25 protein-coding genes are annotated in these 22,892 nt (G+C 63.9%); 17 read left to right on the top strand and 8 right to left on the bottom strand.

Annotated features, from left to right (window positions below; genetic code table 11):
• Positions 1-15 precede the first annotated feature (15 nt).
• Both FY036_RS02685 and FY036_RS02680 read left to right on the top strand, forming a co-directional pair.
• The gene (locus FY036_RS02685) at positions 16-423 is read left to right on the top strand and encodes a DUF1801 domain-containing protein (protein ID WP_148913161.1); all 408 of its coding nucleotides are present in this window, start codon (positions 16-18) and stop codon (positions 421-423) included.
• A gap of 102 nt (positions 424-525) precedes the next feature.
• Complete coding sequence (locus tag FY036_RS02680) at positions 526-912, top strand: MerR family transcriptional regulator (RefSeq protein WP_148913160.1); 387 nt, start codon at positions 526-528, stop codon at positions 910-912.
• A 12-nt stretch (positions 913-924) separates the two neighbouring features.
• Here FY036_RS02680 and FY036_RS02675 read toward each other — a convergent pair whose 3' ends face one another.
• Together FY036_RS02675 and FY036_RS02670 are read right to left on the bottom strand one after the other, a co-directional pair.
• Positions 925-1,401 carry a methyltransferase family protein gene (locus tag FY036_RS02675; protein WP_148913159.1) on the bottom strand — a complete coding sequence of 159 codons (477 nt, stop codon included), beginning with the start codon at positions 1,399-1,401 and terminating at the stop codon, positions 925-927.
• Positions 1,398-2,375 (bottom strand): heparan-alpha-glucosaminide N-acetyltransferase, encoded by a 978-nt coding sequence (locus FY036_RS02670; protein ID WP_235897482.1) that lies wholly within the window; start codon positions 2,373-2,375, stop codon positions 1,398-1,400. The genes FY036_RS02675 and FY036_RS02670 overlap by 4 nt, the downstream gene beginning before the upstream one ends.
• An 88-nt stretch (positions 2,376-2,463) precedes the next feature.
• Between FY036_RS02670 and FY036_RS02665 the strand changes: the two genes are divergently transcribed.
• Positions 2,464-3,294: an aldo/keto reductase gene (locus FY036_RS02665; RefSeq protein ID WP_148913249.1), complete on the top strand. Its 831-nt coding sequence runs from the start codon at positions 2,464-2,466 to the stop codon at positions 3,292-3,294.
• Positions 3,295-3,298: 4 nt separating this feature from the next.
• Here FY036_RS02665 and FY036_RS02660 read toward each other — a convergent pair whose 3' ends face one another.
• From FY036_RS02660 to pncB, 6 genes are all read right to left on the bottom strand, one after another.
• Positions 3,299-4,234, bottom strand: coding sequence for an ABC transporter permease (locus FY036_RS02660; protein ID WP_148913158.1), 936 nt, complete (start codon positions 4,232-4,234; stop codon positions 3,299-3,301).
• Positions 4,227-5,240: an ABC transporter permease gene (locus FY036_RS02655; protein ID WP_148913157.1), complete on the bottom strand. Its 1,014-nt coding sequence runs from the start codon at positions 5,238-5,240 to the stop codon at positions 4,227-4,229. Before FY036_RS02655 ends, FY036_RS02660 begins: the two co-directional genes overlap by 8 nt.
• 95 nt (positions 5,241-5,335) lie before the next feature.
• A complete protein-coding gene (locus FY036_RS02650; RefSeq protein WP_148913156.1) occupies positions 5,336-7,042 on the bottom strand; it encodes a peptide ABC transporter substrate-binding protein in 1,707 nt (568 codons plus the stop codon).
• A 148-nt stretch (positions 7,043-7,190) separates the two neighbouring features.
• Positions 7,191-8,204 (bottom strand): ABC transporter ATP-binding protein, encoded by a 1,014-nt coding sequence (locus FY036_RS02645; RefSeq protein WP_148913155.1) that lies wholly within the window; start codon positions 8,202-8,204, stop codon positions 7,191-7,193.
• The gene (locus FY036_RS02640; protein ID WP_148913154.1) at positions 8,194-9,186 is read right to left on the bottom strand and encodes an ABC transporter ATP-binding protein; all 993 of its coding nucleotides are present in this window, start codon (positions 9,184-9,186) and stop codon (positions 8,194-8,196) included. Before FY036_RS02640 ends, FY036_RS02645 begins: the two co-directional genes overlap by 11 nt.
• A gap of 152 nt (positions 9,187-9,338) precedes the next feature.
• Complete coding sequence (gene pncB, locus FY036_RS02635) at positions 9,339-10,643, bottom strand: nicotinate phosphoribosyltransferase (protein ID WP_148913153.1); 1,305 nt, start codon at positions 10,641-10,643, stop codon at positions 9,339-9,341.
• A 200-nt stretch (positions 10,644-10,843) separates the two neighbouring features.
• Between pncB and FY036_RS02630 the strand changes: the two genes are divergently transcribed.
• From FY036_RS02630 to FY036_RS02565, 14 genes are all read left to right on the top strand, one after another.
• Complete coding sequence (locus FY036_RS02630) at positions 10,844-11,896, top strand: aldo/keto reductase (RefSeq protein WP_148913152.1); 1,053 nt, start codon at positions 10,844-10,846, stop codon at positions 11,894-11,896.
• Positions 11,897-11,966: 70 nt separating this feature from the next.
• Positions 11,967-12,296 carry a hypothetical protein gene (locus FY036_RS02625; protein ID WP_235897479.1) on the top strand — a complete coding sequence of 110 codons (330 nt, stop codon included), beginning with the start codon at positions 11,967-11,969 and terminating at the stop codon, positions 12,294-12,296.
• Between the two features lie 216 nt (positions 12,297-12,512).
• Positions 12,513-12,761: a ParB N-terminal domain-containing protein gene (locus FY036_RS02620; RefSeq protein WP_148913151.1), complete on the top strand. Its 249-nt coding sequence runs from the start codon at positions 12,513-12,515 to the stop codon at positions 12,759-12,761.
• A 28-nt stretch (positions 12,762-12,789) separates the two neighbouring features.
• Positions 12,790-13,299 (top strand): tyrosine phosphatase family protein, encoded by a 510-nt coding sequence (locus tag FY036_RS02615; RefSeq protein ID WP_148913150.1) that lies wholly within the window; start codon positions 12,790-12,792, stop codon positions 13,297-13,299.
• A gap of 243 nt (positions 13,300-13,542) precedes the next feature.
• A complete protein-coding gene (locus FY036_RS02610; RefSeq protein WP_148913149.1) occupies positions 13,543-13,908 on the top strand; it encodes an NADH-quinone oxidoreductase subunit A in 366 nt (121 codons plus the stop codon).
• On the top strand, positions 13,899-14,480 hold the full coding sequence (locus tag FY036_RS02605; RefSeq protein ID WP_148913148.1) for a NuoB/complex I 20 kDa subunit family protein: 582 nt from the start codon (positions 13,899-13,901) through the stop codon (positions 14,478-14,480). Before FY036_RS02610 ends, FY036_RS02605 begins: the two co-directional genes overlap by 10 nt.
• 10 nt (positions 14,481-14,490) lie before the next feature.
• A complete protein-coding gene (locus FY036_RS02600) occupies positions 14,491-15,096 on the top strand; it encodes an NADH-quinone oxidoreductase subunit C (protein ID WP_148913147.1) in 606 nt (201 codons plus the stop codon).
• A gap of 8 nt (positions 15,097-15,104) precedes the next feature.
• Positions 15,105-16,295 carry an NADH-quinone oxidoreductase subunit D gene (locus FY036_RS02595; RefSeq protein ID WP_148913146.1) on the top strand — a complete coding sequence of 397 codons (1,191 nt, stop codon included), beginning with the start codon at positions 15,105-15,107 and terminating at the stop codon, positions 16,293-16,295.
• On the top strand, positions 16,296-17,546 hold the full coding sequence (locus FY036_RS02590; RefSeq protein ID WP_148913145.1) for an NADH-quinone oxidoreductase subunit E: 1,251 nt from the start codon (positions 16,296-16,298) through the stop codon (positions 17,544-17,546).
• A gap of 9 nt (positions 17,547-17,555) precedes the next feature.
• Positions 17,556-18,860, top strand: a complete 1,305-nt coding sequence (gene nuoF, locus FY036_RS02585) for an NADH-quinone oxidoreductase subunit NuoF (protein ID WP_148913144.1) — start codon at positions 17,556-17,558, stop codon at positions 18,858-18,860.
• Positions 18,861-18,909: 49 nt separating this feature from the next.
• A complete protein-coding gene (locus FY036_RS02580) occupies positions 18,910-19,494 on the top strand; it encodes an NADH-ubiquinone dehydrogenase (protein WP_148913143.1) in 585 nt (194 codons plus the stop codon).
• 65 nt (positions 19,495-19,559) lie between these two features.
• Positions 19,560-21,641, top strand: a complete 2,082-nt coding sequence (gene nuoG, locus FY036_RS02575) for an NADH-quinone oxidoreductase subunit NuoG (RefSeq protein WP_148913142.1) — start codon at positions 19,560-19,562, stop codon at positions 21,639-21,641.
• 12 nt (positions 21,642-21,653) lie between these two features.
• Complete coding sequence (gene nuoH / locus FY036_RS02570; RefSeq protein ID WP_148913141.1) at positions 21,654-22,703, top strand: NADH-quinone oxidoreductase subunit NuoH; 1,050 nt, start codon at positions 21,654-21,656, stop codon at positions 22,701-22,703.
• Positions 22,700-22,891, top strand: a complete 192-nt coding sequence (locus FY036_RS02565; protein WP_148913140.1) for a hypothetical protein — start codon at positions 22,700-22,702, stop codon at positions 22,889-22,891. Before nuoH ends, FY036_RS02565 begins: the two co-directional genes overlap by 4 nt.
• Position 22,892: the final 1 nt, after the last annotated feature.

Here is a 22,892-nt window from a genome sequence, read left to right as displayed (position 1 = left end):
GGAGGTGTTGCCGAGATGTCCGAACGAGAAACCGACGCCGCGAAGCTGATCGACGCGCGCATAGCGGAGCTTGGCGACTGGCGCGGCGAAACGCTTGCGCATGTCCGCGCCCTGATCCGCAAGGCCGATCCGGACGTGGTCGAGGAGTGGAAATGGCGCGGCGTGCCCGTGTGGTCGCATAGCGGGATCATCTGCACCGGCGAAACTTACAAGGCGGTGGTAAAGCTGACCTTTGCCAAGGGCGCTTCGCTTGCCGATCCGGCCGGCCTCTTCAACGCCAGCCTTGAGGGCAACACGCGACGCGCGATCGATATCGGCGAGGGAGCGGAGATCGACGAAGCCGCGTTCGTGGCGCTGGTGCGCGCGGCGATGGATGCCAATGCGACCACGCGCTCGGCGCGAAAGAAACGCGGGAAAGCGTAGGCGTCCAAGGCACGACCCGCCAGCCTCGCGGTCTTGCGAATTGACTTTTACGTAAATGCCGTGCCAAATCCTGCAACAGATTCATGACAGGATGCCGCGGTCATGCGGGAATATTACTCGATAACCGAACTGACCCGCGAGTTCGACATCTCGACGCGCACGCTGCGCTTCTACGAGGATGAAGGGCTGATCGCGCCTGTTCGGCGCGGCCGAACGCGCCTTTTCAAGCCTTCGGACAGGCATCTCATCCGGCAGATCATGCGCGGCAAGCGCCTCGGTTTCTCGATCAACGAGATTCGCGAGATCATCCAGATGTACAAGGAGCCGCCGGGCGAGGTGGGCCAACTGAAGCTGATGATAAAGCGCATCGAGGAAAAGCGTGAGGAACTGCGCCAGAAGCGGCGCGATCTCGAGGAGACGCTGGCCGAGCTGGATCACGCCGAAGAGGCGTGCGTGGAGCGGCTGGTGGAGCTGGGCGTCAATACGTAGCCGACCTCCAGGTCATATCCAGCGCCGCACCTTTTTCACGTAATCGCGATACTTCTTGCCGAAGCGCGCTTCGAGGTGCCGTTCCTCGCGCTCGATCGCGAGCTTCTGGGTGACGAAGGCGGCGACGGGCGCCAGCAGGATGAACCAGACGATACCGGCGATAAGTCCGATGCCGATCATCAGCATGGTGTTGCCGAGATAGATCGGGTTGCGGGTGAAGGCGAACGGCCCGCCGGTGACCAGATGGTCTGAGCCGCGGTTGGGCATGATCGTCGTTTTCGCGGACGCCATGGCGCGCATGGCCGCGATGTCCATTGCAAGCGCCACGCCGACGATGAGCCAGCCGATGGCGAAAAGCAGCTCGGACATGGGCCGGGGCAGCCAGGGCAGCGGCCACAGCCAGTGCAGCAGGATGGCTGCGGCCACCGCCGCGATGTAGACGATCGGCGGCCAAGGCAGCGTGTTGGGGCTGTTCTGGATCGGGGTCATGGTTCCTCCTCCGGCACTGCGAATTCGGTCTCGAAACTGCACGCCTGAACGATTTCCTGCAAGCGCTGCGAGGTTTCTGGCGACGGCGAGCCGCCGTGGATTTCATCCAGCCGGTTTTCGCTGTCCAGTCCTTCCAGGACGCAGGTGCAGTAGGCGGCGCAGAAGAGGGGGCCGCGCATTTCCTCGCACTGGGCGGTGCAGGCGCGGGTGAACGCGATGTCGGGCGGGGTCTGCGCTGCCGGAAAGACCAGCGAGAACAGCCAGATGAGCCCGATCAGCACCGGCTGGTGGACGAGGTAGACGAGAAGGCTGTGGCGGCCGGCGGTCTGCACGGGGCGCGTCCAGCGCGGGAGGGCCAGCGCACGCAGCCGTGCGAAGAGACCTGCTCGCGTTGCCAGACCGGCAGCCGCGATGCCGAGCAGCACTGCGGCAAACCACGGGAACAGCGGGACGTAATCGTTGGAGCGCGGATTCACGCTGGAGAGGCCCAGCCACCAGAAGGCCGGGTGATCGAACAGGGTCGAGCGCAGGAAATGCGGTGCCGCGATGACGGCCAGCGCGGCAAGCACGGTTGCCCAAGCCGGCCAACGCAGGAAGGCCAGACCCAGCAGGCTGGCCAGCGCGATCTGGTGCAGGATGCCGAAGAAGATGAACGCGCCCGGCACCGCAAACCATGTGATGAGCGAAATCGCCGCGGCGGCGCCCGCGACCATGATGAAGCGCCGGCGGAACGAGGCCCACCGGATCCCGTTCGCATGCGCCAGATAGAGGCTGACGCCGACGAGAAACAGGAACGAAGAAGCGATGCCGCGTGCGAACAGCTTCCAGCCGCCTTCGGCCGTCATTCCCGGCGGCGCGTAGCCGAAGAACTCGAGATCCCATGCGAAATGGTAGATCGCCATGGCGACCAGCGCCGCGCCGCGCGCGAAGTCTATCGCCTCAAGCCGGCGTTTGTCGTTTGCGGTTCCCTGCACTAGCTTCCCTCACTCGACTCCATCCGCCGCCGTCCGAAGCGATAGCATGAAAGACCGGCGGCTCGCCAAGAAGGAAAGGATGATCGCCATGCACAGCGTGGAAGCAAACGGTGCGGCCATACCGGCGCTGGGGCTGGGCACATGGACGCTGGAGGGGCGCGAATGCGCGCGGCTGGTGGAAGATGCGCTGTCGATCGGCTATCGCCACCTCGACACGGCGGCCATGTACGGCAATGAGGAGGCGGTGGGGCAGGGGCTGCGCGCATCCGGCGTGGAGCGAGACGAGGTCTTCGTTACCACCAAGGTGTGGTGGACCGACATCGGGGCCGACGACCTTCGCCACTCTGCCGAGGCGAGCCTGAAGAGGCTGGGGCTGGACGACGTGGACCTGCTGCTGATCCACTGGCCGAACCCGAAGATCAATCTGGCGGAGTCCATCGGCGCGCTGAACCGGGTGAAGGCGGACGGGCTTGCCCGCCACATCGGCGTCTCGAATTTTCCGACCGCGCTGCTGGCGCAGGGGCTGGAGCTATCCGACGCGCCGCTGGTGGCCAATCAGGTGGAGAACCACCCCTATCTCGACCAGCGCAAGGTTAATGCCGCCTGCCGTGCCGCCGGCATGGCGATGGTGTCATACTGCCCGCTGGCCCGGGGCGGCGATCTCTTCGGCGAGCCGGTCATAGCTGCCGCGGCGAAGGCGCATGGAAAGACGCCGGGGCAGGTGATCCTTCGATGGCATGTCCAGCAGGACGGTGTCGTCGCCATCCCGCGCACGACGAAGCGCGAGAGGCTGGCCGAGAACGCCGACATCTTCGACTTTGCGCTGAGCGATGCGGAGATGGATGCCATCTCCGCCCTGCGCTCGCAGAACCAGCGCATCTGCGACTACGGCTTTTCGCCGAAGTGGGACCGACCCTGACCTCTCATCTGCCGCGGATACGCGGGTCCAGCGCGTCGCGGAGCCCGTCGCCGACATAGTTGATCGAAAGCACGGTGAGCGAGATGGCCAGCCCCGGCCAGATCACCCGCGACGGGTTGATGGTCATGAAGTTGACGCCGTCGTAGAGCAACCGGCCCCATGTCGGGAAATCCGACGGGAACCCAAGGCCGAGGAACGACAGGGCCGACTCCGTGATGATGGCGGTGGCGATGCCGAGCGTCGCCGACACCATGATGGGCGACAGTACGTTTGGCAAAATGTGCCGAGTTACGATGCGACGCTCCCGCGTGCCGATCGACTTGGCCGCGAGCACGAATTCCTGCTCCTTCACCGAGAGCACGGCCCCGCGGACGATGCGGGCCGTCTGCATCCAGCTGGTGATGCCGATGACGAAGACGATCAACAGGAAGATGCCGGTTTCCGGGCCGAACCTGGCGCGCAGTACATCGCGGAAAAGCATGATGATGACGAGCAGCAGCGGCAGCAGCGGAAGTGCCAGAAACAGGTCCGTCAGGCGCATCAGCGGGCCGTCGAGGCGTTTGAAATAGCCGGCGACGACGCCGATGGTGGTGCCGAGCAGCAACGACAGCATCATTGCGGTGATGCCGACGGAAAGCGAGGTGCGCCCGCCGGCCAGCACCTGCGCGAACATGTCCCGGCCCAGATTGTCAGTACCCATGGGATGGGCGAAAGAAATGCCCAGGTTGCGCGACCGCACGTCGAGCGCGGCCGGGTTGATGCCGTGGAGGTAGGGCCCGAAGATCACCAGAAAGACGATGGTGAGGAAGACGATGGCCCCGACCACGCCGCCGCGGTGCTGGCGGAACTGACGCCACACATCGGCGGCGAGCGTGCGCTGCTTGGTGACCAGCGGAGCAGAGGGTGAGCCGTGAGGCGGCTTGATGACGGCGTCACTCATAGCGGATCCTCGGGTCGAGGATGCCGTAGACGAGGTCGGCGATCAGGTTGAACAGCACGATGAGCACGGCGAAGATGAAGGTCAGCGTCTGGACCAGCGGTATGTCGGCGCCTTGAATGGCGATGATGAGAAGCTGGCCCAGGCCGTTCACGCGGAAAATCTGCTCGGTGATGATCGCGCCGGAAAAGATGGTCGGGATGCCCAGCGCGATGACGGTGACGACGGGGATGAGGCTGTTGCGCAACACGTGGATGAGCAGCACCACACGCTCCTTCATGCCCTTGGCACGCGCGGTGCGCACGTAATCCTGATTGAGGTTGTCGAGCATGGAGGCGCGGACGAAGCGGCTCAGCTGTGCGGCGTTGTATAGGGCCAGGACCGTGACCGGCAGGACCATCTGGCGTACCTGCGCCCAGAAGCTAGACCAGTCCGTCACTTTCAGAGTGGTGTCGTAGATCGACGGGAACCACTGAAGCTGGACACTGAAAATGACGATCAGAACGACGCCGGTGAAGAAGGTGGGAACCGAAAAGCCGACCATCGAAACGAAGGTGCCGATCTGGTCGAACCAGGAATATTGCTTGTAGGCCGAGATGATGCCTACCGGGATGGCGATCAGGATGCCCACGACGTAGGACATGCCGACGACCCAGAGCGTCTGCGGCATGCGCTCGATGATGAGATCGACGACAGGGCTGCGCGTCGCCCAGGAGCGGATACGCAGCCGCTCGGACGAGTTGCCGATCTCGATGCCGAATATGCGCTCGATGATGTTGAGCGGCTCGTTGATGAAGAACTGGTTGAGCCAGTAGAGGTAGCGGATGTGGAAGGGCTCGCCGAGGCCGAGCGTCTGACGTATCTGCTCACGCACCTCAGGCGGGATCGTCAACGGCAGGTTGCCTGTGGGATCGTTGGGCGCGAGGTCCAGCAACGCGAAGATGATGAAGCTGATGACGAGCAGCGTCGGGACAGCGAACATCAGACGCCGAAGCGTGTAGTTCAGCATATTGGGGCTCCGGGCGCGCCTGTGCGGCGTCGGTCTGGCATCGTCCGTTCACCCGCAGGCAAGTAGCTGCGGGTGAACGGCTGATCGGAGATCGCTTACTGGGCGCGTGTCCAGTCTGCGACGTTCCAAAGTTCGGAGTCCCACGAGTTCATGCGCACGCCTTCCAGCGTCACCGAATGCGCGGATACGTCACCACGGTGGATCAGGGGGATGAGCGCGCCCTCGTTGGAGAGGATGTCGTTCATCTTCTTGGCGAGTTCGCCGCGCGCCTCGAGCTCTGCCGTCTCGGCCATCTGGCCGACAAGCGCGTCATACTCCTCGGAGCAGAAGCGGGGCATGTTGGCGCCGAGCCAGCCATTGGCCGGGCTCGGAATGTCGCTGCACAGCCAGCCGGCCATGTAGCGCTCGGGGTCGGTGCCGGGGAAGTTGTTGGTGTACATTTCCACGTCGGCATAGAACTTCTGGAACGTGTCCGGGCTTGCCGGATCGCCACCGAAGAACACGGCCGCGTCGATGTTGCGCAGTTCGGTCTCGATGCCGATCTGCTGCCACATATCCTTCACCAGAGCCTGGGTGGCCTGACGCACCGAGTTGGTCGAGGTCTGGTAGAGGATGGAGAGACGCACGCCGTCCTTGGCGCGGATGCCGTCGCCGCCACGCTCCCAGCCGGCTTCATCGAGCAGGCGGTTGGCCTCTTCGACGTCGTACTCCAGGCACCAGTTCACTGCGGTGGATGCGTAGAGCTCCGGGGCAGGAAGGATGTTGCAGGTCGCCTGTCCCGAAGCGCCGTAGCCCGCCTCGACCAGCAGTTCGCGATCGATCGAGATCGACAGCGCCTTGCGCACAGCCGGATCGCTGAGGAACGGGTGCGGACCTGCCTCGATGGTTGAACGGATTGCGCCCTTGTCGGGGGACGGATCGGTCCAGTTGAGCTCCAGACGCTCGACCGACGTGCCGAAGGACGACACCACGACGCCGCGACCGGCGGCTGCCATCTGGTTGAGGATTTCGGGTTCGACCTGCAGGTTCCAGGCATAGTCGAACTCGCCGGTCTCCAAAATCGAACGCGCAGCGGAAGCAGCGTCGCCGCCACCCTTGAGTGTCGCAGTCGCGAAAGCGGGCTTGGCTGCGTCGCGGAAATGCGGGTTCGCCTCGAAAGAGACCACGTCGTTTGCGCGGAACTCGGTGACACGGAACGCGCCGGTGCCGTGCGGGCCGAAATTCTGCTCGGTGCATTCGGGCGCGCGCGGGCCGGTGCAATTCTCGAATTGCGCCTTCTGGATGATCGGCGATTCCGCGCCAACGAACGGGCCGTAGGGGAAGGGCTTCGGAACGGAGAAATTCACCTTGACCGTGAGGTCGTCCACGACTTCGACGCTTTCAACGTCGGTGAACTTCGCGATCTGCTGGCAGCCGCCGTCGGGATGCATGCAATACTCGGCGGTGAAGGCCACGTCGTTGGCGGTGAACGGGGTGCCGTCCGACCACAGAAGGCCCTCGGTAATCTTCCAGGTAATGGACTTCAGGTCTTCCGAGACGCCGCCGTTCTCCACGGTCGGAATCTCGTCCACCAGTGCAGGCACCATGTTGCCGGCCTCGTCATACTTGGCCAGCGGCTCGATCACCATGGATGCGCCTTCGACATCCTTGGTGCCGCCCGACAGGAACGGATTGAGGATCGAGACGGCTTGCCAGTAGAGAATGTTGAGGTGACCGTCCGAGCCGCGCTCGGCCTGCGCCGATGCGGCGCCCAGCGCCAGGACGGCAGCTGTGCCGGTCAGAAATGTCGTGAACTTTTTCATGTCGGCTTTCCCCTTTTGCATATTGTTGGTCTTATTGGTCTTGCGTCAGCCCCGGCATTGCCACTCCCATAGCATCGGCCGAAACAGTGGATGTCTTCATTTCCGCACACCATGGCGGCGTTGGCAATTTTTCAGGCGGTCCTCCTCTTCACACTCTGTGACAGGCCACGTGGCGGCCCGGATCGACTTCGCGCCAGACGGGCTCCTCGACGAAACATCTTTCGATAGCCTCGGGGCAGCGCGTACAGAATTTGCATCCCACCGGAGGGTTGGCCGGGTCGGGGATGTCGCCCTTCAGGATGATGCGCTTGCGGGTGGCCTCGACCTGCGGGTCTGGCACCGGGACTGCCGACAGCAGCGCCTTGGTGTATGGATGCTTCGGCACGGCGAACAGCGTCGCGACATCGGCCAGCTCGACCATCTTGCCGAGATACATCACCGCCACGCGGTCTGCGATGTGCTTGACCATGGAAAGGTCGTGGCTGATGAAGAGGTAGGTGAGGCCTAGCTTCTTCTGCAAATCCTTCAACAGGTTGACCACCTGCGCCTGGATCGACACGTCGAGCGCGGCTATGGGCTCGTCGCAGACAATGAAGTCCGGATCGAGCGCCAGGGCGCGGGCGATGCCGATGCGCTGGCGCTGCCCGCCGGAAAACTCGTGCGGATAGCGGTTGACGTAGTCGGGGTTGAGACCGACCGCGTCGAGGAGTTCGCGCACCTTGGCCTTGCGCGCCTCGCCCTTGTAGACGCCGTGCTCGATCAGCGGTTCGGCGATGATGGAGCCGACCGTCATGCGCGGGTTCAGCGAGGCCTGCGGGTCCTGGAAGATCATCTGCATGCGCGGGCGCATGCGGCGCAGCGGCTCGCCATCGAGCGCGGCGATGTCCTTGCCCTCGAACAGGATGCGCCCGCCGGTGGCACGGTAGAGACGCAGCAGCGCGCGCCCGGTGGTCGACTTGCCGCAGCCGCTCTCGCCCACGAGGCCCAGCGTCTCGCCCTTGCGGATGTCGAAGGTCAGCCCGTCCACCGCCTTCACCGCGCCGATCTGGCGGCGCAGGATGCCCTTGTAGACCGGAAAATGCATCAGCAGGTCTTCGACGCGGACCAGCGGCGCGGGGCTTGCGGGTTGGTTGATGGGGTGTTCCGCAAGCTCAACCGACATCGCGCGGCCCTCTGGTTTCGGGATCCCACCAGCAGGCCACCTCGTGACGGCCCTCGACATTCATCAGGCGCGGATTCTGCTGCCGGCACCGGTCGAATGCGTGGGTGCAGCGTGGCGCGAACGGGCATGACGAAGGTTCCGCCAGAAGCAGCGGCGGTTGTCCGCCTATCGAGCGCAGGCGCTCGTCGGCTGTGTGTCGGCCGGGCAGGGAGTCGAGCAGGGCGCGGGTATAGGGATGCTGGGGGTTGGCGAACAGCTCCTGCACCGGCGCATGTTCCACCACCAGCCCGCCATACATGACGATGACCCGGTCGGCGATGCCGGCTGCGACGCCCAGGTCGTGGGTGATCCAGATGATGGCCATGCCGAGCTTCTGGCGCAGGTCGCGCACGAGCTCGAGGATCTGCGCCTGCACCGTCACGTCCAGCGCCGTGGTGGGCTCGTCGGCGATGAGCACCTTGGGATCGCATGCAAGTGCGATGGCTATCACCACGCGCTGGCGCATGCCGCCGGAGAACTGGTGCGGATAATCGTCGATGCGCTTGGAGGCGGCGGGAATGCCGACGATCTCCAGCAGCTCGATCGCGCGCTGGCGAGCCTGCTTGCGGTTGAGCCCCATATGCTCGCGCAGCGGCTCCATGATCTGGTAGCCGACCGTGAACACGGGATTGAGCGATGTCATCGGGTCCTGGAACACGAAGCCGATGCGCGCGCCCCGAACATGACGAATGCCCGAACTGCTGAGCTTTACCAGATCCTGGTTCTGAAACATGACCCGGCCGGACGCTATGCGTGCCGGAGGCATCGGCAGAAGCTGCATAAGCGACATCATCGCCACGCTCTTGCCGGAACCGCTTTCCCCCACGACCGCCAGCAGCTCGCCCTCGTCGAGGCTGAAGCTGATGCCGTTGACCGCGTGTATCACCCCGTCATGGGTCTGAAAGACGGTCTTGAGGTCGGAGACTTCCAATACCTGAACGATTGGAACACCCTGCCAATGCTGTCGCGCCGACGTTGCGACGCGTTCCCCTTATCTTTATGCCGGCATCACAACACCGGTGTTCAGACTTTTCAAGACAGGAAATGTGCAGCCGCGAAAAATGCACAAAGGGTGTACAGATTGGGGCGGTCCGCTCAGACGAGCACCGGCTGCCTGACGCGAGCTTCTTCGCCGAAGACCTTGAGGTAGCGTGCTATTTCGGTCTTGTCCCCAGTCGCCTTCTCGGGGTTGTCGGAAAGCTTCACGGCCGGGCGCCCATTGGCGCGGGTGACCTTGCAGACCAGCGAGATGGCGCGGAGTGCGTCGTTATGGTCGGGCGCGCAGTCCTCGAAATCGTTTGTCAGATTGGTACCCCAGCCGAAGGCCATGCGCACCTTGCCGCGGAAATGCAGGTAGGCTCTCTCGATCGTGTCCACGTCGAGGCCGTCTGAAAAGATCAGCAGTTTTTCCGCCGGGTCACGCCCGCGCTCGCGCCACCAGTCGATGATGCGTTCGCCGCCTTCGATGGGCGGGGCGCTGTCGGGACGGAAGCCGGTCCAGTCGGCGACCCAGTCGGGTGCGTCGCGCAGGAAGGAGGCCGTTCCGAATGCGTCCGGAAGCACGATCAGCAGGTTGCCGCCGTAATATTTCTGCCAGGCTTCCAGCACCTTGTAGGGCGAAGCGCGCAGTTCGTCGTCGTTCTTGGTCAAAGCCGCGACCACCATGGGCAGTTCGTGCGCGTTGGTGCCGAGCGCTTCCAGATCCGTGTCCATCGCCAGAAGAACGTTCGACGTTCCGGTGAAGGCCTGGCCGATGCCTTCCTTCAGCGCCTCCACACACCAGCGCTGCCACAGGAAAGAATGACGACGGCGCGTGCCGAAGTCCGAGATGCGGATTTCGGGATGCTTCCTCAGGCGCTCGACCTTTTCCCACACCTTGGCCTTGGCGCGCGCATAGGTCACGTCGAGCGCAAACGGGCCCATGGCGCGCAGAGCGGCGCGGGAGCGCAGTTCGTTGATGATGGCGAGTGCGGGGATTTCCCACATCGTCGTGTCGTGCCAGCGGCCGTGGAAATGCAGTTCGTACTGCCCGTCGCGCTTGTAGAGCTCGTATTCCGGCAGCCGGAAATTCTCCAGCCAGTTCAGGAAGTCCGGCTCGAATATCTGCTTGCGGCCGTAGAAGGTGTTACCGGCCAGCCAGATCATCTCCTTTTTCGAGAAGCGCAGCGTGCGGGCATGATCGAGTTGGGCCCGAAGCTCCTGCTCGTCTATCTCCTCGGCCAGCTTGACCGATGTGGTGCGGTTGATGAGCGAAAAGGTCGCGTCAACGTCGCGATAGACGCCCCAGATCATCTGCAGCATCAGGAGCTTGTAGAAATCCGTGTCGAGCAGGCTGCGCACGATCGGATCGAGCTTCCATGTGTGGTTATAGACCCTGCGGGCGATATCGGTCTTGGGCATTGCGATGCGTCTCTGTGAACTGAGGGCGAAGCGGAACCCGAAGCCGGCAAGCTTGTCAATGCGCGGCTGTGCGTCGAGTTCGGGAAAGCTTTGAACCAGAAATGCGGCTTGCGCATTGCGCCATCGGATCGATTCCGCATAATCAGGGTTCCTTCCGGGCCTTCGCGCCCATCCCAATTTCCGCACACGGAGCATCACCGATGGAAAAGCGCAGGCTTGGCCGCACCGACCTTTTTGTCTCGAAGATCTGTCTGGGTACGATGACCTTCGGGGAGCAGAACACGGAGGCGGAAGGGCACGCACAGCTGGATCTGGCGCTGGAGCGCGGCGTCAACTTCATCGACACGGCAGAGCTTTACCCCATTCCGCCAAAGGCGGAGACGCAGGGCCGCACCGAGCGCTTCATCGGCAACTGGATGAAGGCGCGCGGCGCGCGCGACAAGGTGGTACTGGCAACGAAGGTGGTAGGGCGCACCGCAAACGTCTGGTTCCGCGGAGGGCGCCCATCGAAGCTGGTGCGCGCCGACATCATGGACGCAATCGACAAGTCTCTGGAGAAGCTGCAGACCGACTACGTCGACCTTTATCAAATCCACTTTCCCGACCGGCTCGTGCCGTGGGGATCGAGCCCGACGCGGATCGGCGCGTGGCCGGCCAAGCGCGCCGAGGACGAAACGCCTATCGCCGAAACGCTTGCCGTCTTCGACGAGCTGGTGAAGGCCGGCAAGATCAGGCACCTCGGCCTTTCCAACGAAAGCTCCTGGGGCGTGATGAAGTTCGTGGCCGAGGCGGATAAGGGCACCGGCCCGCGCGTCGTCTCGCTGCAGAACGCCTACAATCTCGTCAACCGGACCTTCGAGGTGAACCTGGCTGAAGTCTGCGACCGTGAGGACGTCTCGCTGCTCCCCTATTCGCCTCTTGCGCAGGGCTATCTCACCGGCAAGTACGACGATGGCGGCTTGCCGGACGGTTCGCGCAAGCAACTCTTCAACCGCCTTCAGCGCTACGAGACGCCGAGCGCGGCCGAGGCCCACAAGGCCTACAACCAGCTTGCGCGCGACTTCGGCATGGAACCCGCGCTGTTCGCCAACGCCTTCGTCACGCACCAGCCTTTCGTCACGTCCAACATCATCGGGGCGACCAGCATCGCGCAGCTCGAAATGGCGCTCGATTCCGCGGACGTGAAATGGACGGACGAGATGCAGAAGGCGGTCGATGCGATCCACCAAGCGCGCGGCAACCCGTGCCCTTGAGGCGGTAACGATCCGTTAACCATGCAGGCGCAGCATCAGGACAGGAGGAGCAACCTCAGGAGAACAGGCCATGTTCGACTTGGGACTTCCTCTTCCACGCATCGCCGCCGCGCTCGGCATTCTACTCCCCGCGTCCAGTGTTCCCGCAGCTTCGCATGACGCCAAGGCGGGATGGACCTATCCGCTTTCCTGTTGCTCCGACTATGACTGCCGAGAGGTAACGGATGCAGAAGTGCTGGAAGGCCCGGAGGGATACGTCATCAAGGTCACCGGCGAGGTGATACCGATGACCTCGCGCAAGGTGAGGATGTCGCCCGACGGCGTCTTTCATTGGTGCTCGGTGGCGGGGCGCGACGATAGCGCCACCATCTGCCTGTTCGTGCCGCCGCGCGGGTATTGAGGGACGCCAATAACGAGACCTTGCCTGAACCGCTTGGGATCATCTGAGCGGGCAGGGCGCGCTCGCGGCGAGACGCGCGGGGACGGGGACTTTGCGCCACACCCTTGGCATCGCGCCGCGCCACACCCTTGGCATCGCGCCGCGCGACACCTATTCAGACGAGATGCGCGTCTTCATATGAGATGGACGCCCGGCTTCGGCCGGCACGGAGGATCGATGCTCAGAATCGAAAAAGTTCCCATTGCGAACATCTACGTGCCAACCGCGCGGCGAAAGACGCTTCATCCCGAAACGGTCCGCCTCCTTGCGGAAGACATCCTGCAGAACGGAATGAAGACGCCGATCCAGGTGCGCAAGGATACGAACAGATATGTGCTGGTGGAGGGACTGCACCGGCTGGAGGCCGCGAAATGGCTGGGCGAAACGACCATAGACAGCTATCTGGTGCAGGCGCGGCGGCACTAGATGCGGCCGGCTCACAAAGGAATCTGAATTGATCTACGTGTGCTCGATGACAAAGGTGGGCGAAACCGTCGCCGCTGCACGCGCAGCGCGGCTGGTGACGCTGCTGAACGGCGGCACGCCGTTTGAACGCCCTGCGCATATCGAGCCTGCGAATCACATTTTCCTCTCCATGAACGACATCGTCGAGGAGCATCCCGAGATGGTTGTGCCTGCGCGCGACCATGTGGAAACACTTCTGGACTTTGCGCGCAGCTGGGACCGGGCGCAGCCGATGGTCATCAATTGCTTCGCCGGGATCAGCCGCTCCACGGCTGCCGCCTACATCACGGCGGCAGCGCTTAACCCGTCGCGCGACGAGGCCGAGCTTGCCTGGACGCTGCGCAGGCTCGCACCGTCTGCAACGCCGAATGCGCGCCTGGTGCAGCATGCCGATGCGATACTCGGTCGCAACGGCCGCATGATCGCTGCCGTCGAGGCCATCGGCCGCGGCGCGGACGCCTATGAGGGTACGCCGTTCGCGCTTGCCATCGAGGGTTAGGGGGAGCGAACGAGGCCAGTTCGTGCCGTTACGGAAACGGCTGCGTGAACGCTCTGTTCAGCAGTTTTCGGGCATGGAAATCGGGCCAATGTTTGACTTGCTTCGTGCAGACGGCTGCGCTAACCCTCGCCGCGTTGCAACAACCCCTTCCGCACCGGACCCCGCCGGAGAATCTGTCGCGGTTCCGCCTCCCGGTTCGGTGCTATAGACTTGGGTCTCGATAGAGACCGCCGGAAAACGACCATGAGCGAACTTCTCAGTTCCTATCTGCCAATCGTGATCTTCATCGGCGTTGCGCTCGTCGTGGGGCTGGCGCTGATCGCTGCGCCGTTCCTCGTCGCCTATCGCAGCCCCGATCCCGAAAAGCTGTCGGCCTATGAATGCGGCTTCAACGCGTTCGACGATGCACGCATGAAGTTCGACATCCGCTTCTATCTCGTGGCGATCCTGTTCATCATCTTCGATCTTGAAGTTGCGTTCCTGTTCCCGTGGGCCGTCTCGTTCGGCGAGGTCGGCTGGCTCGGCTTCTGGTCGATGATGGTGTTCCTCGGCGTGCTGACCATCGGCTTCATCTACGAATGGAAAAAGGGAGCGCTGGAATGGGATTGAACGACGGTTCCTCGACCCTCGTGGCTCCCAAGCCCAAGGGCATTATCGACCCGAACACCGGCAAGCCGGTGGGCTCCGATGACGCATTCTTCGGGGAGATCAACGCCGAGCTGTCCGACAAGGGCTTTCTCGTCACCTCTTCCGAGGCGCTGATTACGTGGGCGCGCACCGGCTCGCTCATGTACATGACGTTCGGTCTCGCGTGCTGCGCGGTCGAGATGATCCATTCGGCCATGCCGCGCTACGACAGCGAACGCTTCGGCATCGCGCCGCGCGCGTCGCCGCGCCAGTCAGACGTGATGATCGTCGCCGGCACGCTGACCAACAAGATGGCCCCTGCGTTGCGCAAGGTCTATGACCAGATGCCCGAGCCGCGCTACGTCATCTCGATGGGCTCGTGCGCCAATGGCGGCGGCTACTATCACTATTCCTATTCGGTGGTGCGGGGCTGCGACCGCATAGTCCCCGTCGATATCTACGTGCCCGGCTGCCCGCCTTCGGCGGAAGCGCTGCTCTACGGCATTCTTCTCCTGCAGAAGAAGATCCGCCGCACCGGCACCATCGAGCGTTGAGAGGCGAACGATGAGCGAAGCTCTGGAAGACCTTGCCGGTCACGTGTCCGAGCGCCTCGGCGCCAAAGTAACGTCTGCGACCGTCGCGTTCGGCGAGCTGACCATAGAGACGGAGGCGGCCGATATCGTTCGGGTGCTGACTTTCCTGCGCGACGATCCGCAGTGCCAGTTCGTGTCGTTCATCGACATCAGCGGCGCGGACTATCCGATGCGCGAGAAGCGCTTCGACGTCGTCTACCACCTGTTGTCGCCGCACCAGAACCTGCGCGTGCGCGTGAAGGTGGCAACCGACGAGGATACGCCGGTGCCGTCGGCAACCGGGGTTTATTCCGGCGCAAACTGGTTCGAGCGAGAGGCTTACGATCTCTACGGCATCCTGTTTTCCGGTCATCCGGAGCTGCGCCGCATCCTCACCGACTACGGTTTCGAGGGGCATCCGCTGCGCAAGGATTTTCCGCTGACGGGGTTCGTGGAGGTTCGCTACGACGACGAGGTCAAGCGCGTCGTCTACGAGCCTGTCGAGCTGAAGCAGGAATTCCGCAATTTCGATTTTCTGTCGCCATGGGAGGGCACCGACTATGTGCTGCCCGGTGACGAAAAAGCGAAGCCGAACTGAGGCTGGCCATGGGTGAAACCGCCGTACGCAACTTCAACATCAATTTCGGTCCGCAGCATCCGGCCGCGCACGGCGTGCTTCGGCTCGTGCTGGAACTCGACGGCGAGGTTGTCGATCGTGCCGACCCGCATATCGGGTTGCTGCATCGCGGCACCGAAAAGCTGATCGAGAACAAGACCTATCTGCAGGCCGTTCCGTACTTCGACCGGCTCGACTACTGCGCGCCGATGAACCAGGAGCACGCGTTCGCACTCGCGGTCGAGCGGCTGCTGGGCATCGAGGTGCCCAAGCGCGGCCAGCTCATCCGCGTGCTCTACAGCGAGCTCGGACGCCTGATGTCGCACATGCTCAACGTGACGACGCAGGCGATGGACGTTGGCGCGCTGACGCCGCCGCTCTGGGGCTTCGTCGAGCGCGAGAAGATGATGGTCTTCTACGAGCGCGCCTCGGGCTCGCGCATGCATGCGGCCTATTTCCGTCCCGGCGGCGTGCATCAGGACCTGCCGGACCAACTCGTCGAGGACATCGGCAACTGGCTCGACCCGCTGCTCAAGACCATCGACGACCTCGACAATCTGCTGACGCCCAACCGCATCTTCAAGCAGCGCAACGTCGATATCGCCGTCGTATCGCTGGAAGACGCATGGGCACTTGGCTTTTCGGGCGTGATGGTGCGCGGCTCGGGTGCTGCATGGGACTTGCGCAAGTCGCAGCCCTATGAGTGCTACGACGAGCTGGAGTTCGACATTCCGATCGGCAAGAACGGCGACTGCTTCGACCGCTACCTCATCCGCATGGAAGAGATGCGCCAGTCGGCCCGCATCATGCGCCAGTGTGTCGACCTGCTGCTCGGCAGGGAAAAGACCGGTCCGGTGTCGGCAATCGACGGCAAGGTCGTGCCGCCCAAGCGCGCCGCGATGAAGCGTTCGATGGAAGCGCTGATCCACCACTTCAAGCTCTACACCGAGGGCTATCGCGTGCCTGCGGGCGAGGTTTATGCCGCCGTGGAAGCGCCCAAAGGCGAGTTCGGCGTTTATCTCGTCTCGGACGGCACCAACAAGCCGTATCGCTGCAAGCTGCGCGCGCCCGGTTTCGCGCATCTCCAGGCCATGGATTTCCTGTGCAAGGGCCACATGCTGGCCGACGTCTCCGCCATCCTCGGCTCCCTCGACATCGTGTTTGGTGAGGTCGACCGCTAAATGTCCGTCCGCCGTCTCGCAGAAGCCAGCGTCCAGCCAGCCAGCTTCGCCTTCAACAAGGCGAACACGGCGTGGGTCAAGCAAACCATCAAGAAGTACCCGAAGGGACGCGAACAGTCGGCGGTGATACCGCTTCTGATGCGCGCACAGGAGCAGGACGGCTGGGTGACCAAGTCGGCCATCGAGCATGTCGCCGACATGCTGGAGATGCCCTACATCCGCGTGCTTGAGGTCGCGACGTTCTACACGCAGTTTCAGCTGAAGCCTGTCGGCACGAAGGCGCATGTGCAGGTATGCGGCACGACTCCGTGCATGCTGCGCGGGTCGGAAGCGCTGATGGATGTGTGCCGCTCGAAGATCCATCCCGAGCAGTTCCACACCAACGAAGACGGCACGCTGTCGTGGGAAGAGGTCGAGTGCCTGGGTGCGTGCGTGAACGCGCCCATGGTCATGATCTTCAAGGATGCCTACGAGGATCTGACGCCTGAGCGGCTGGCCGAGGTGATCGACGAGTTCGAGGCGGGCAGGGGCGCATCGGTGCCTACCGGGCCACAGAACGGCCGCACCTTCTCCGCGCCGCTTTCGGGCCTCACCGCGCTCAAGGATGAGACGGCGGTTTTGAAAACCACGCGCGACAAGCAGGCGAAGGCCGCGGCCAAGACCGCCAAGGCCGATGCAGCGACCGTTGCTCCGACGCAGGCAGCCAAGCCCAAGACCGACGCGATTGAGACGAGCCCGGCGATCAAGTCGCCTTCCAAGGTGAAGGTGAGCCCGGCTGCGGAAAAGGCCGCGAGCGCGGAAGCGCCGAAGGAAGACAAGCGGGCGGCCGACAAGGCCGAGCCGTCGGTCGAAAAGACCGACAAGCCGCGCACCCATCCGGACAAGAAGGCCGAGCCTGCACAGGCATTCAAGGCGCCTGAAACCAGGAAGGCCAAGGCCGCCGAGGTCGAGGTGAAGCAGCCTTCGCTCGAAGACAGGAACCGCCCGGCCGGCGTCGAGAAGCCGGCGCAGCCGGACGATCTGAAGCTGATTTCGGGCGTCGGGCCGAAGCTCGAAGGCGTGCTGAACGGGCTCGGCATCTACACCTACGCGCAGGTCGCGTCGTGGAAGAAGGCCGAGCGCGACTGGGTTGACGGCTATCTGAAGTTCAAGGGCCGGATCGAGCGCGACGACTGGGTCAAGCAGGCAAAGGCGCTCGCCAAGGGCGGCGAGGCCGAATACATCCGCGTCTTCGGCAAGAAGCCGCGATAGGAGGGCGGGATGCTACAGGATAAAGACCGCATCTTCACCAACATCTACGGCATGTTCGACCGGTCGCTTGCCGGCGCGCAGCGTCGCGGCCTGTGGGACGACACGGCCGGGCTGATCGCCAAGGGGCGCGACTGGATCATCAACGAGATGAAGGCGTCCGGCCTGCGCGGCCGTGGCGGCGCGGGCTTCCCGACCGGGCTGAAATGGTCGTTCATGCCCAAGGAGAGCGACGGCCGGCCGCATTATCTGGTGGTCAACGCCGACGAATCCGAGCCCGGCACCTGCAAGGATCGTGAAATCCTGCGCCACGACCCGCACACGCTGGTCGAAGGCTGCCTGATCGCCGGCTTCGCCATGGGTGCGCATACGGCCTACATCTACGTGCGCGGCGAGTTCATCCGCGAGCGAGAGGCGCTGCAGCGCGCCATCGACGAGGCCTATGACGCAGGACTGCTCGGCAAGGGCAACAAGTGCGGCTGGGATTTCGACGTCTACGTGCACCACGGCGCGGGCGCCTACATCTGCGGTGAAGAGACCGCGCTGCTGGAAAGCCTTGAAGGCAAGAAGGGCCAGCCGCGCCTCAAGCCGCCGTTCCCGGCCAACATGGGTCTCTACGGCTGCCCGACGACTGTCAACAACGTCGAATCCATCGCAGTTGCGCCGACGATTCTGCGCCGTGGCGCCGGATGGTTCTCTTCCTTCGGCCGCCCGAACAATGTCGGCACCAAGCTTTTCTGCATCTCCGGCCACGTCAACAATCCGGTGACGGTGGAAGAAGAAATGTCGATCCCGTTCCGCGAGCTGATCGAAAAGCACTGCGGCGGCATTCGCGGCGGATGGGACAATCTTCTGGCGGTCATTCCCGGCGGATCGTCGGTACCGCTGGTGCCGGCCGAGCAGATCATCGACACGCCGATGGATTTCGATTCGCTGCGCGACCTGAAGTCTGGCCTCGGCACGGCGGCAGTGATCGTGATGGACAAGTCCACCGACATCGTGAAGGCGATCGCGCGGCTTTCGTATTTCTACAAGCACGAGAGCTGCGGCCAGTGCACGCCTTGCCGCGAGGGCACGGGCTGGATGTGGCGCGTGATGGAGCGGCTGGTGCGCGGTGAAGCGCAGAAGCGCGAAATCGACATGCTGCTGGACGTGACCAAGCAGGTGGAAGGACACACGATCTGCGCGCTGGGCGACGCGGCCGCGTGGCCGATCCAGGGCCTGATCCGCCACTTCCGCCCCGAGATCGAGCGCCGCATCGACGAATTTACCCGCAACAGCCATCGCGCCGAGCCGGCGCTGGTGGCGGCGGAATAGACAGGAAACGGCTGACGCAGGGCTGCTGCCCAACGGAACGATGCCTGAGATGACAACGAGCGAACACAAGAGCAGGTCGGACGAAACCGCGATGGCGCAGGAAGTTGCCAGCGCGGTCAACCTGATGGCGCATCCGATGGCGGGCGCTGCTGCGATGGGCGCGCTGGGACTGGGTTTTGCCAGCCAGGCCGTCGGCATGTGGCTGGGAGCGATGGCGGGTGCCGCCGAGGCGTCGCACCGGCTGCTCAACGGGCTTGGCGAGGTCGATGATGCCGCGCCGGCTGCGCCAAAGCCTGCGACGCTCAAGCTCGTCGTTTCGAGGCCGGAGACCAACAAGCCGAAGCCTGTGAAGAGCCAGAAGCGTGCGGCGAAGGCGGAAGCGGTCGCGGCACCGGTTGCGACGAAGCCTGAACCCGTCGCAAGGCCGCAGACGCCGGACGACCTGAAGCAGATTTCGGGCGTCGGGCCGAAGCTGGAGAAGGTGCTGAACGGGCTCGGGTTCTGGACGTACGCGCAGATCGCTGCGCTGACGCCGGAGAAGATCGCGTGGCTGGACAGCGAGCTCGGTTTTGCCGGCCGCATCGGCCGCGACGACTGGATCGGGCAGGCAAAGGCGCTTTCGGGCGCGAACTAGACGTTTGGGCGCGCCGAAGGGTGCCGCCATCGAGAATTGCGGGTTTTCCGCGGGGTTGAGGCGATATGGCTAGACTGAAGGTTGACGGCAAAGAGATCGAGGTTCCCGATCACTACACGCTGTTGCAGGCGGCGGAAGAGGCCGGCGCGGAAGTGCCGCGCTTCTGCTTCCATGAACGGCTGTCGATCGCCGGCAACTGCCGCATGTGCCTGGTCGAGGTGAAGGGCGGACCGCCGAAGCCTGCGGCATCCTGCGCCATGGGCGTGCGCGACCTGCGCCCCGGACCCAACGGCGAAGCGCCGGAAATCTTCACCAACACGCCGATGGTCAAGAAGGCCCGCGAAGGCGTGATGGAATTCCTGCTCATCAACCACCCGCTTGACTGCCCGATCTGCGACCAAGGCGGCGAATGCGACCTGCAGGACCAGGCGATGGCATTCGGCGTCGATGCCTCGCGCTACCACGAGAACAAGCGCGCCGTCGAAGACAAGTATATCGGCCCGCTGGTCAAGACGATCATGACGCGCTGCATTCACTGCACGCGCTGCGTTCGCTTCACCACCGAGGTGGCCGGCATTTCCGAACTGGGCCTCATCGGCCGTGGCGAGGATGCCGAGATCACCACCTACCTCGAGCAGGCGATGACCTCGGAGCTTCAGGGCAACGTGATCGACCTGTGCCCGGTGGGTGCGCTGACCTCGAAGCCCTACGCCTTCCAGGCGCGCCCGTGGGAACTGACCAAGACCGAATCCATCGACGTGATGGATGCTGTCGGCTCGGCCATCCGCGTCGATACGCGCGGCCGCGAAGTGATGCGCATCATGCCGCGCATCAACGAGCAGGTGAACGAGGAGTGGATTTCCGACAAGACGCGCTTCATCTGGGACGGGCTTCGCTCGCAGCGCCTCGACCGGCCGTATATCCGCAAGGGCGGCCGCCTCCAGCCCGCAAGCTGGGGTGAGGCTTTTGCCGCGATCAGGGATGCGGTGTCGAAGACCTCCGGCGACAGGATCGGCGCGATCGCCGGCGATCTGGCGACCGTGGAGGAGATGTTCGCCCTCAAGACGCTGATGGGCTCGCTCGGCTCCGCCAATATCGATTGCCGCCAGGACGGCGCGGCGCTGAACCCCGCTGCAGGACGCGGGAGCTACATCTTCAACCCGACCATCGACGGCATCGAGGATGCCGACGCGGTGCTCATCATCGGCTCGAACCCGCGTTTCGAGGCCTCGGTGCTCAATACCCGCATTCGCAAGCGCTGGCGCATCGGCGATCTGCCGGTCGGCGTCATCGGCGATGTCGGCGACCTTCGCTACGATTACGAGATGCTGGGCGCCGGTGCCGAAACGCTGTCGCAACTGGTCGATGGCGGCATCAAGTTCGCCTCGGTGCTGAAGAAGGCCAAGCGGCCGCTCATCATCGTCGGGCAGGGCGCGCTCGCCCGGGCCGACGGCGCTGCGGTTCTATCGCTGGCCGCGAAGCTTGCGGGCGATGTCGGCGCCGTGACGGCTGACTGGAACGGCTTTGCAGTGCTCCACACCGCCGCCGCGCGCGTCGGCGGGCTGGATCTCGGCTTCGTGCCGGGCGAAGGCGGCAAGGACGCCTCCGCCATGATGGGCGCTCTGGACGTGCTGTTCCTGCTGGGCGCCGACGAGTTCGACATGAATGCGATCGGCTCCGCCTTCACGGTCTATGTAGGCAGCCACGGCGATGCGGGCGCGCACCGCGCCGACGTGATCCTGCCGGGCGCGACCTACACCGAGAAGTCCGGCATCTACGTCAACACCGAGGGCCGGGTCCAGATGACGAATCGCGCCGGCTTCGCGCCGGGCGACGCCAAGGAAGACTGGGCGATCCTGCGCGCGCTGTCGGACGTGCTGGGCCACAGGCTGCCGTTCGATTCGCTGCCGCAGCTTCGCGCCAACCTCTACGAGGCGTACCCGCATTTCGCCGAAATCGACGGCATCGCGGCAGGCGAACCGGCGCATATCGCCGCGCTGGTGAAAAAGCCGGGCAAGCTTTCCAAGGCTCCGTTTGCATCGCCGGTCAAAGACTTCTATCTGACGAACCCGATCGCGCGGGCTTCCGCCGTCATGGCCGAGTGCTCGGCTCTGGCGAAGGGCGGCGTGAAGCAGGCGGCCGAGTAGGGGCAGGGGCTGATGGAATCCTTTTTCGCATATTACGTGCTTCCGGCGCTCATCATCCTCGGCAAGTCCGTGCTGCTCATCGTGGTGCTGCTGATCCTGGTGGCGTATCTGCTTTACGCCGACCGCAAGATCTGGGCTGCCGTGCAGCTTCGCCGCGGCCCCAACGTGGTGGGTCCTTGGGGCCTGCTGCAGGCCTTCGCCGACCTTCTGAAGTTCGTGTTCAAGGAGCCGGTGATTCCGGCCGGCGCCAACAAGGGCGTGTTCCTGCTTGCGCCGCTGGTTTCAGCTGTTCTGGCGATTGCCGCCTGGGCGGTTATCCCGGTCAGCGAAGGCTGGGCGATCGCGACCATCAATGTCGGCATCCTGTACGTCTTCGCCATTTCGTCGCTCGAGGTCTACGGCGTCATCATGGGCGGCTGGGCGTCGAACTCGAAGTATCCGTTCCTCGGCGCGCTGCGGTCGGCTGCGCAGATGGTGTCCTACGAGGTCTCGATCGGCTTCGTCATCGTGACGGTTCTTCTGTGCGTGGGTTCGCTCAGCCTGACCGATATCGTGCTGGCGCAGCGCGACGGCGTGGGCACGGCGCTCGGCCTGCCGGGTTCGTTCCTCGACTGGCACTGGCTGGCGCTGTTCCCGATGTTCGTCATCTTCTTCATCTCGGCGCTGGCCGAGACGAACAGGCCGCCATTCGACCTGGTGGAAGCCGAGTCGGAACTCGTCGCCGGCCACATGATCGAATATTCCTCGACGCCGTTCCTGCTGTTCTTCCTCGGCGAGTACGTCGCCATCGTGCTGATGTGCGCGCTCACTACCATCCTCTTCCTTGGAGGCTGGCTGCCGCCGTTCGACTTCGCGCCGTTCACCTGGGTGCCGGGCGTCATCTGGTTCGTGCTCAAGGTGTGCATGGTGTTCTTCATGTTCGCCATGGTGAAGGCCTTCGTGCCGCGCTACCGCTACGACCAGCTGATGCGTCTGGGCTGGAAGGTGTTCCTGCCGATCTCGCTGTTCATGGTCGTCGCGACCGCGACCTTCCTGAAGGTGTGGGAGCTGATGGTCGCATGAGTGCCGCCCTCATCGGAGCGCTGGTGGGTCTCGTCGTCGCGGTGGTCGATTTCGCGCTGCTGCGCATGCTCGCGGGCCGCGTCGAACTGGCCGAGACCAAGCGCGTGCTGAACGTGGTCGGCATGCTGCAATTCGTACTTCTGCCGGTGGCCGGCTGGTTCGTCGGCCCCCTGATCGCTGGAGAATAGG

This window comes from Neoaquamicrobium microcysteis, from assembly GCF_008180155.1.
GTDB lineage: Bacteria > Pseudomonadota > Alphaproteobacteria > Rhizobiales > Rhizobiaceae > Aerobium > Aerobium microcysteis.
The sequence above is the reverse complement of the archived record's forward strand: the minus strand, read 5'-3'. Positions and strand labels throughout refer to the sequence as shown.

What these genes read in the sequence shown, in the direction of transcription:
- FY036_RS02605 (WP_148913148.1), top strand. Translation starts at nt 13,899, where the DNA reads ATGGGATTGAACGACGGTTCCTCGACCCTCGTGGCTCCCAAGCCCAAG.
- FY036_RS02675 (WP_148913159.1), bottom strand. Translation starts at nt 1,401, where the DNA reads ATGACCCCGATCCAGAACAGCCCCAACACGCTGCCTTGGCCGCCGATC.
- FY036_RS02645 (WP_148913155.1), bottom strand. Translation starts at nt 8,204, where the DNA reads ATGTCGGTTGAGCTTGCGGAACACCCCATCAACCAACCCGCAAGCCCC.
- FY036_RS02680 (WP_148913160.1), top strand. Translation starts at nt 526, where the DNA reads ATGCGGGAATATTACTCGATAACCGAACTGACCCGCGAGTTCGACATC.
- FY036_RS02625 (WP_235897479.1), top strand. Translation starts at nt 11,967, where the DNA reads ATGTTCGACTTGGGACTTCCTCTTCCACGCATCGCCGCCGCGCTCGGC.
- FY036_RS02620 (WP_148913151.1), top strand. Translation starts at nt 12,513, where the DNA reads ATGCTCAGAATCGAAAAAGTTCCCATTGCGAACATCTACGTGCCAACC.
- FY036_RS02610 (WP_148913149.1), top strand. Translation starts at nt 13,543, where the DNA reads ATGAGCGAACTTCTCAGTTCCTATCTGCCAATCGTGATCTTCATCGGC.
- FY036_RS02600 (WP_148913147.1), top strand. Translation starts at nt 14,491, where the DNA reads ATGAGCGAAGCTCTGGAAGACCTTGCCGGTCACGTGTCCGAGCGCCTC.
- pncB (WP_148913153.1), bottom strand. Translation starts at nt 10,643, where the DNA reads ATGCCCAAGACCGATATCGCCCGCAGGGTCTATAACCACACATGGAAG.
- FY036_RS02630 (WP_148913152.1), top strand. Translation starts at nt 10,844, where the DNA reads ATGGAAAAGCGCAGGCTTGGCCGCACCGACCTTTTTGTCTCGAAGATC.
- FY036_RS02665 (WP_148913249.1), top strand. Translation starts at nt 2,464, where the DNA reads ATGCACAGCGTGGAAGCAAACGGTGCGGCCATACCGGCGCTGGGGCTG.
- nuoH (WP_148913141.1), top strand. Translation starts at nt 21,654, where the DNA reads ATGGAATCCTTTTTCGCATATTACGTGCTTCCGGCGCTCATCATCCTC.
- nuoF (WP_148913144.1), top strand. Translation starts at nt 17,556, where the DNA reads ATGCTACAGGATAAAGACCGCATCTTCACCAACATCTACGGCATGTTC.
- FY036_RS02655 (WP_148913157.1), bottom strand. Translation starts at nt 5,240, where the DNA reads ATGCTGAACTACACGCTTCGGCGTCTGATGTTCGCTGTCCCGACGCTG.
- FY036_RS02580 (WP_148913143.1), top strand. Translation starts at nt 18,910, where the DNA reads ATGACAACGAGCGAACACAAGAGCAGGTCGGACGAAACCGCGATGGCG.
- FY036_RS02685 (WP_148913161.1), top strand. Translation starts at nt 16, where the DNA reads ATGTCCGAACGAGAAACCGACGCCGCGAAGCTGATCGACGCGCGCATA.
- FY036_RS02595 (WP_148913146.1), top strand. Translation starts at nt 15,105, where the DNA reads ATGGGTGAAACCGCCGTACGCAACTTCAACATCAATTTCGGTCCGCAG.
- FY036_RS02590 (WP_148913145.1), top strand. Translation starts at nt 16,296, where the DNA reads ATGTCCGTCCGCCGTCTCGCAGAAGCCAGCGTCCAGCCAGCCAGCTTC.
- nuoG (WP_148913142.1), top strand. Translation starts at nt 19,560, where the DNA reads ATGGCTAGACTGAAGGTTGACGGCAAAGAGATCGAGGTTCCCGATCAC.
- FY036_RS02660 (WP_148913158.1), bottom strand. Translation starts at nt 4,234, where the DNA reads ATGAGTGACGCCGTCATCAAGCCGCCTCACGGCTCACCCTCTGCTCCG.
- FY036_RS02650 (WP_148913156.1), bottom strand. Translation starts at nt 7,042, where the DNA reads ATGAAAAAGTTCACGACATTTCTGACCGGCACAGCTGCCGTCCTGGCG.
- FY036_RS02565 (WP_148913140.1), top strand. Translation starts at nt 22,700, where the DNA reads ATGAGTGCCGCCCTCATCGGAGCGCTGGTGGGTCTCGTCGTCGCGGTG.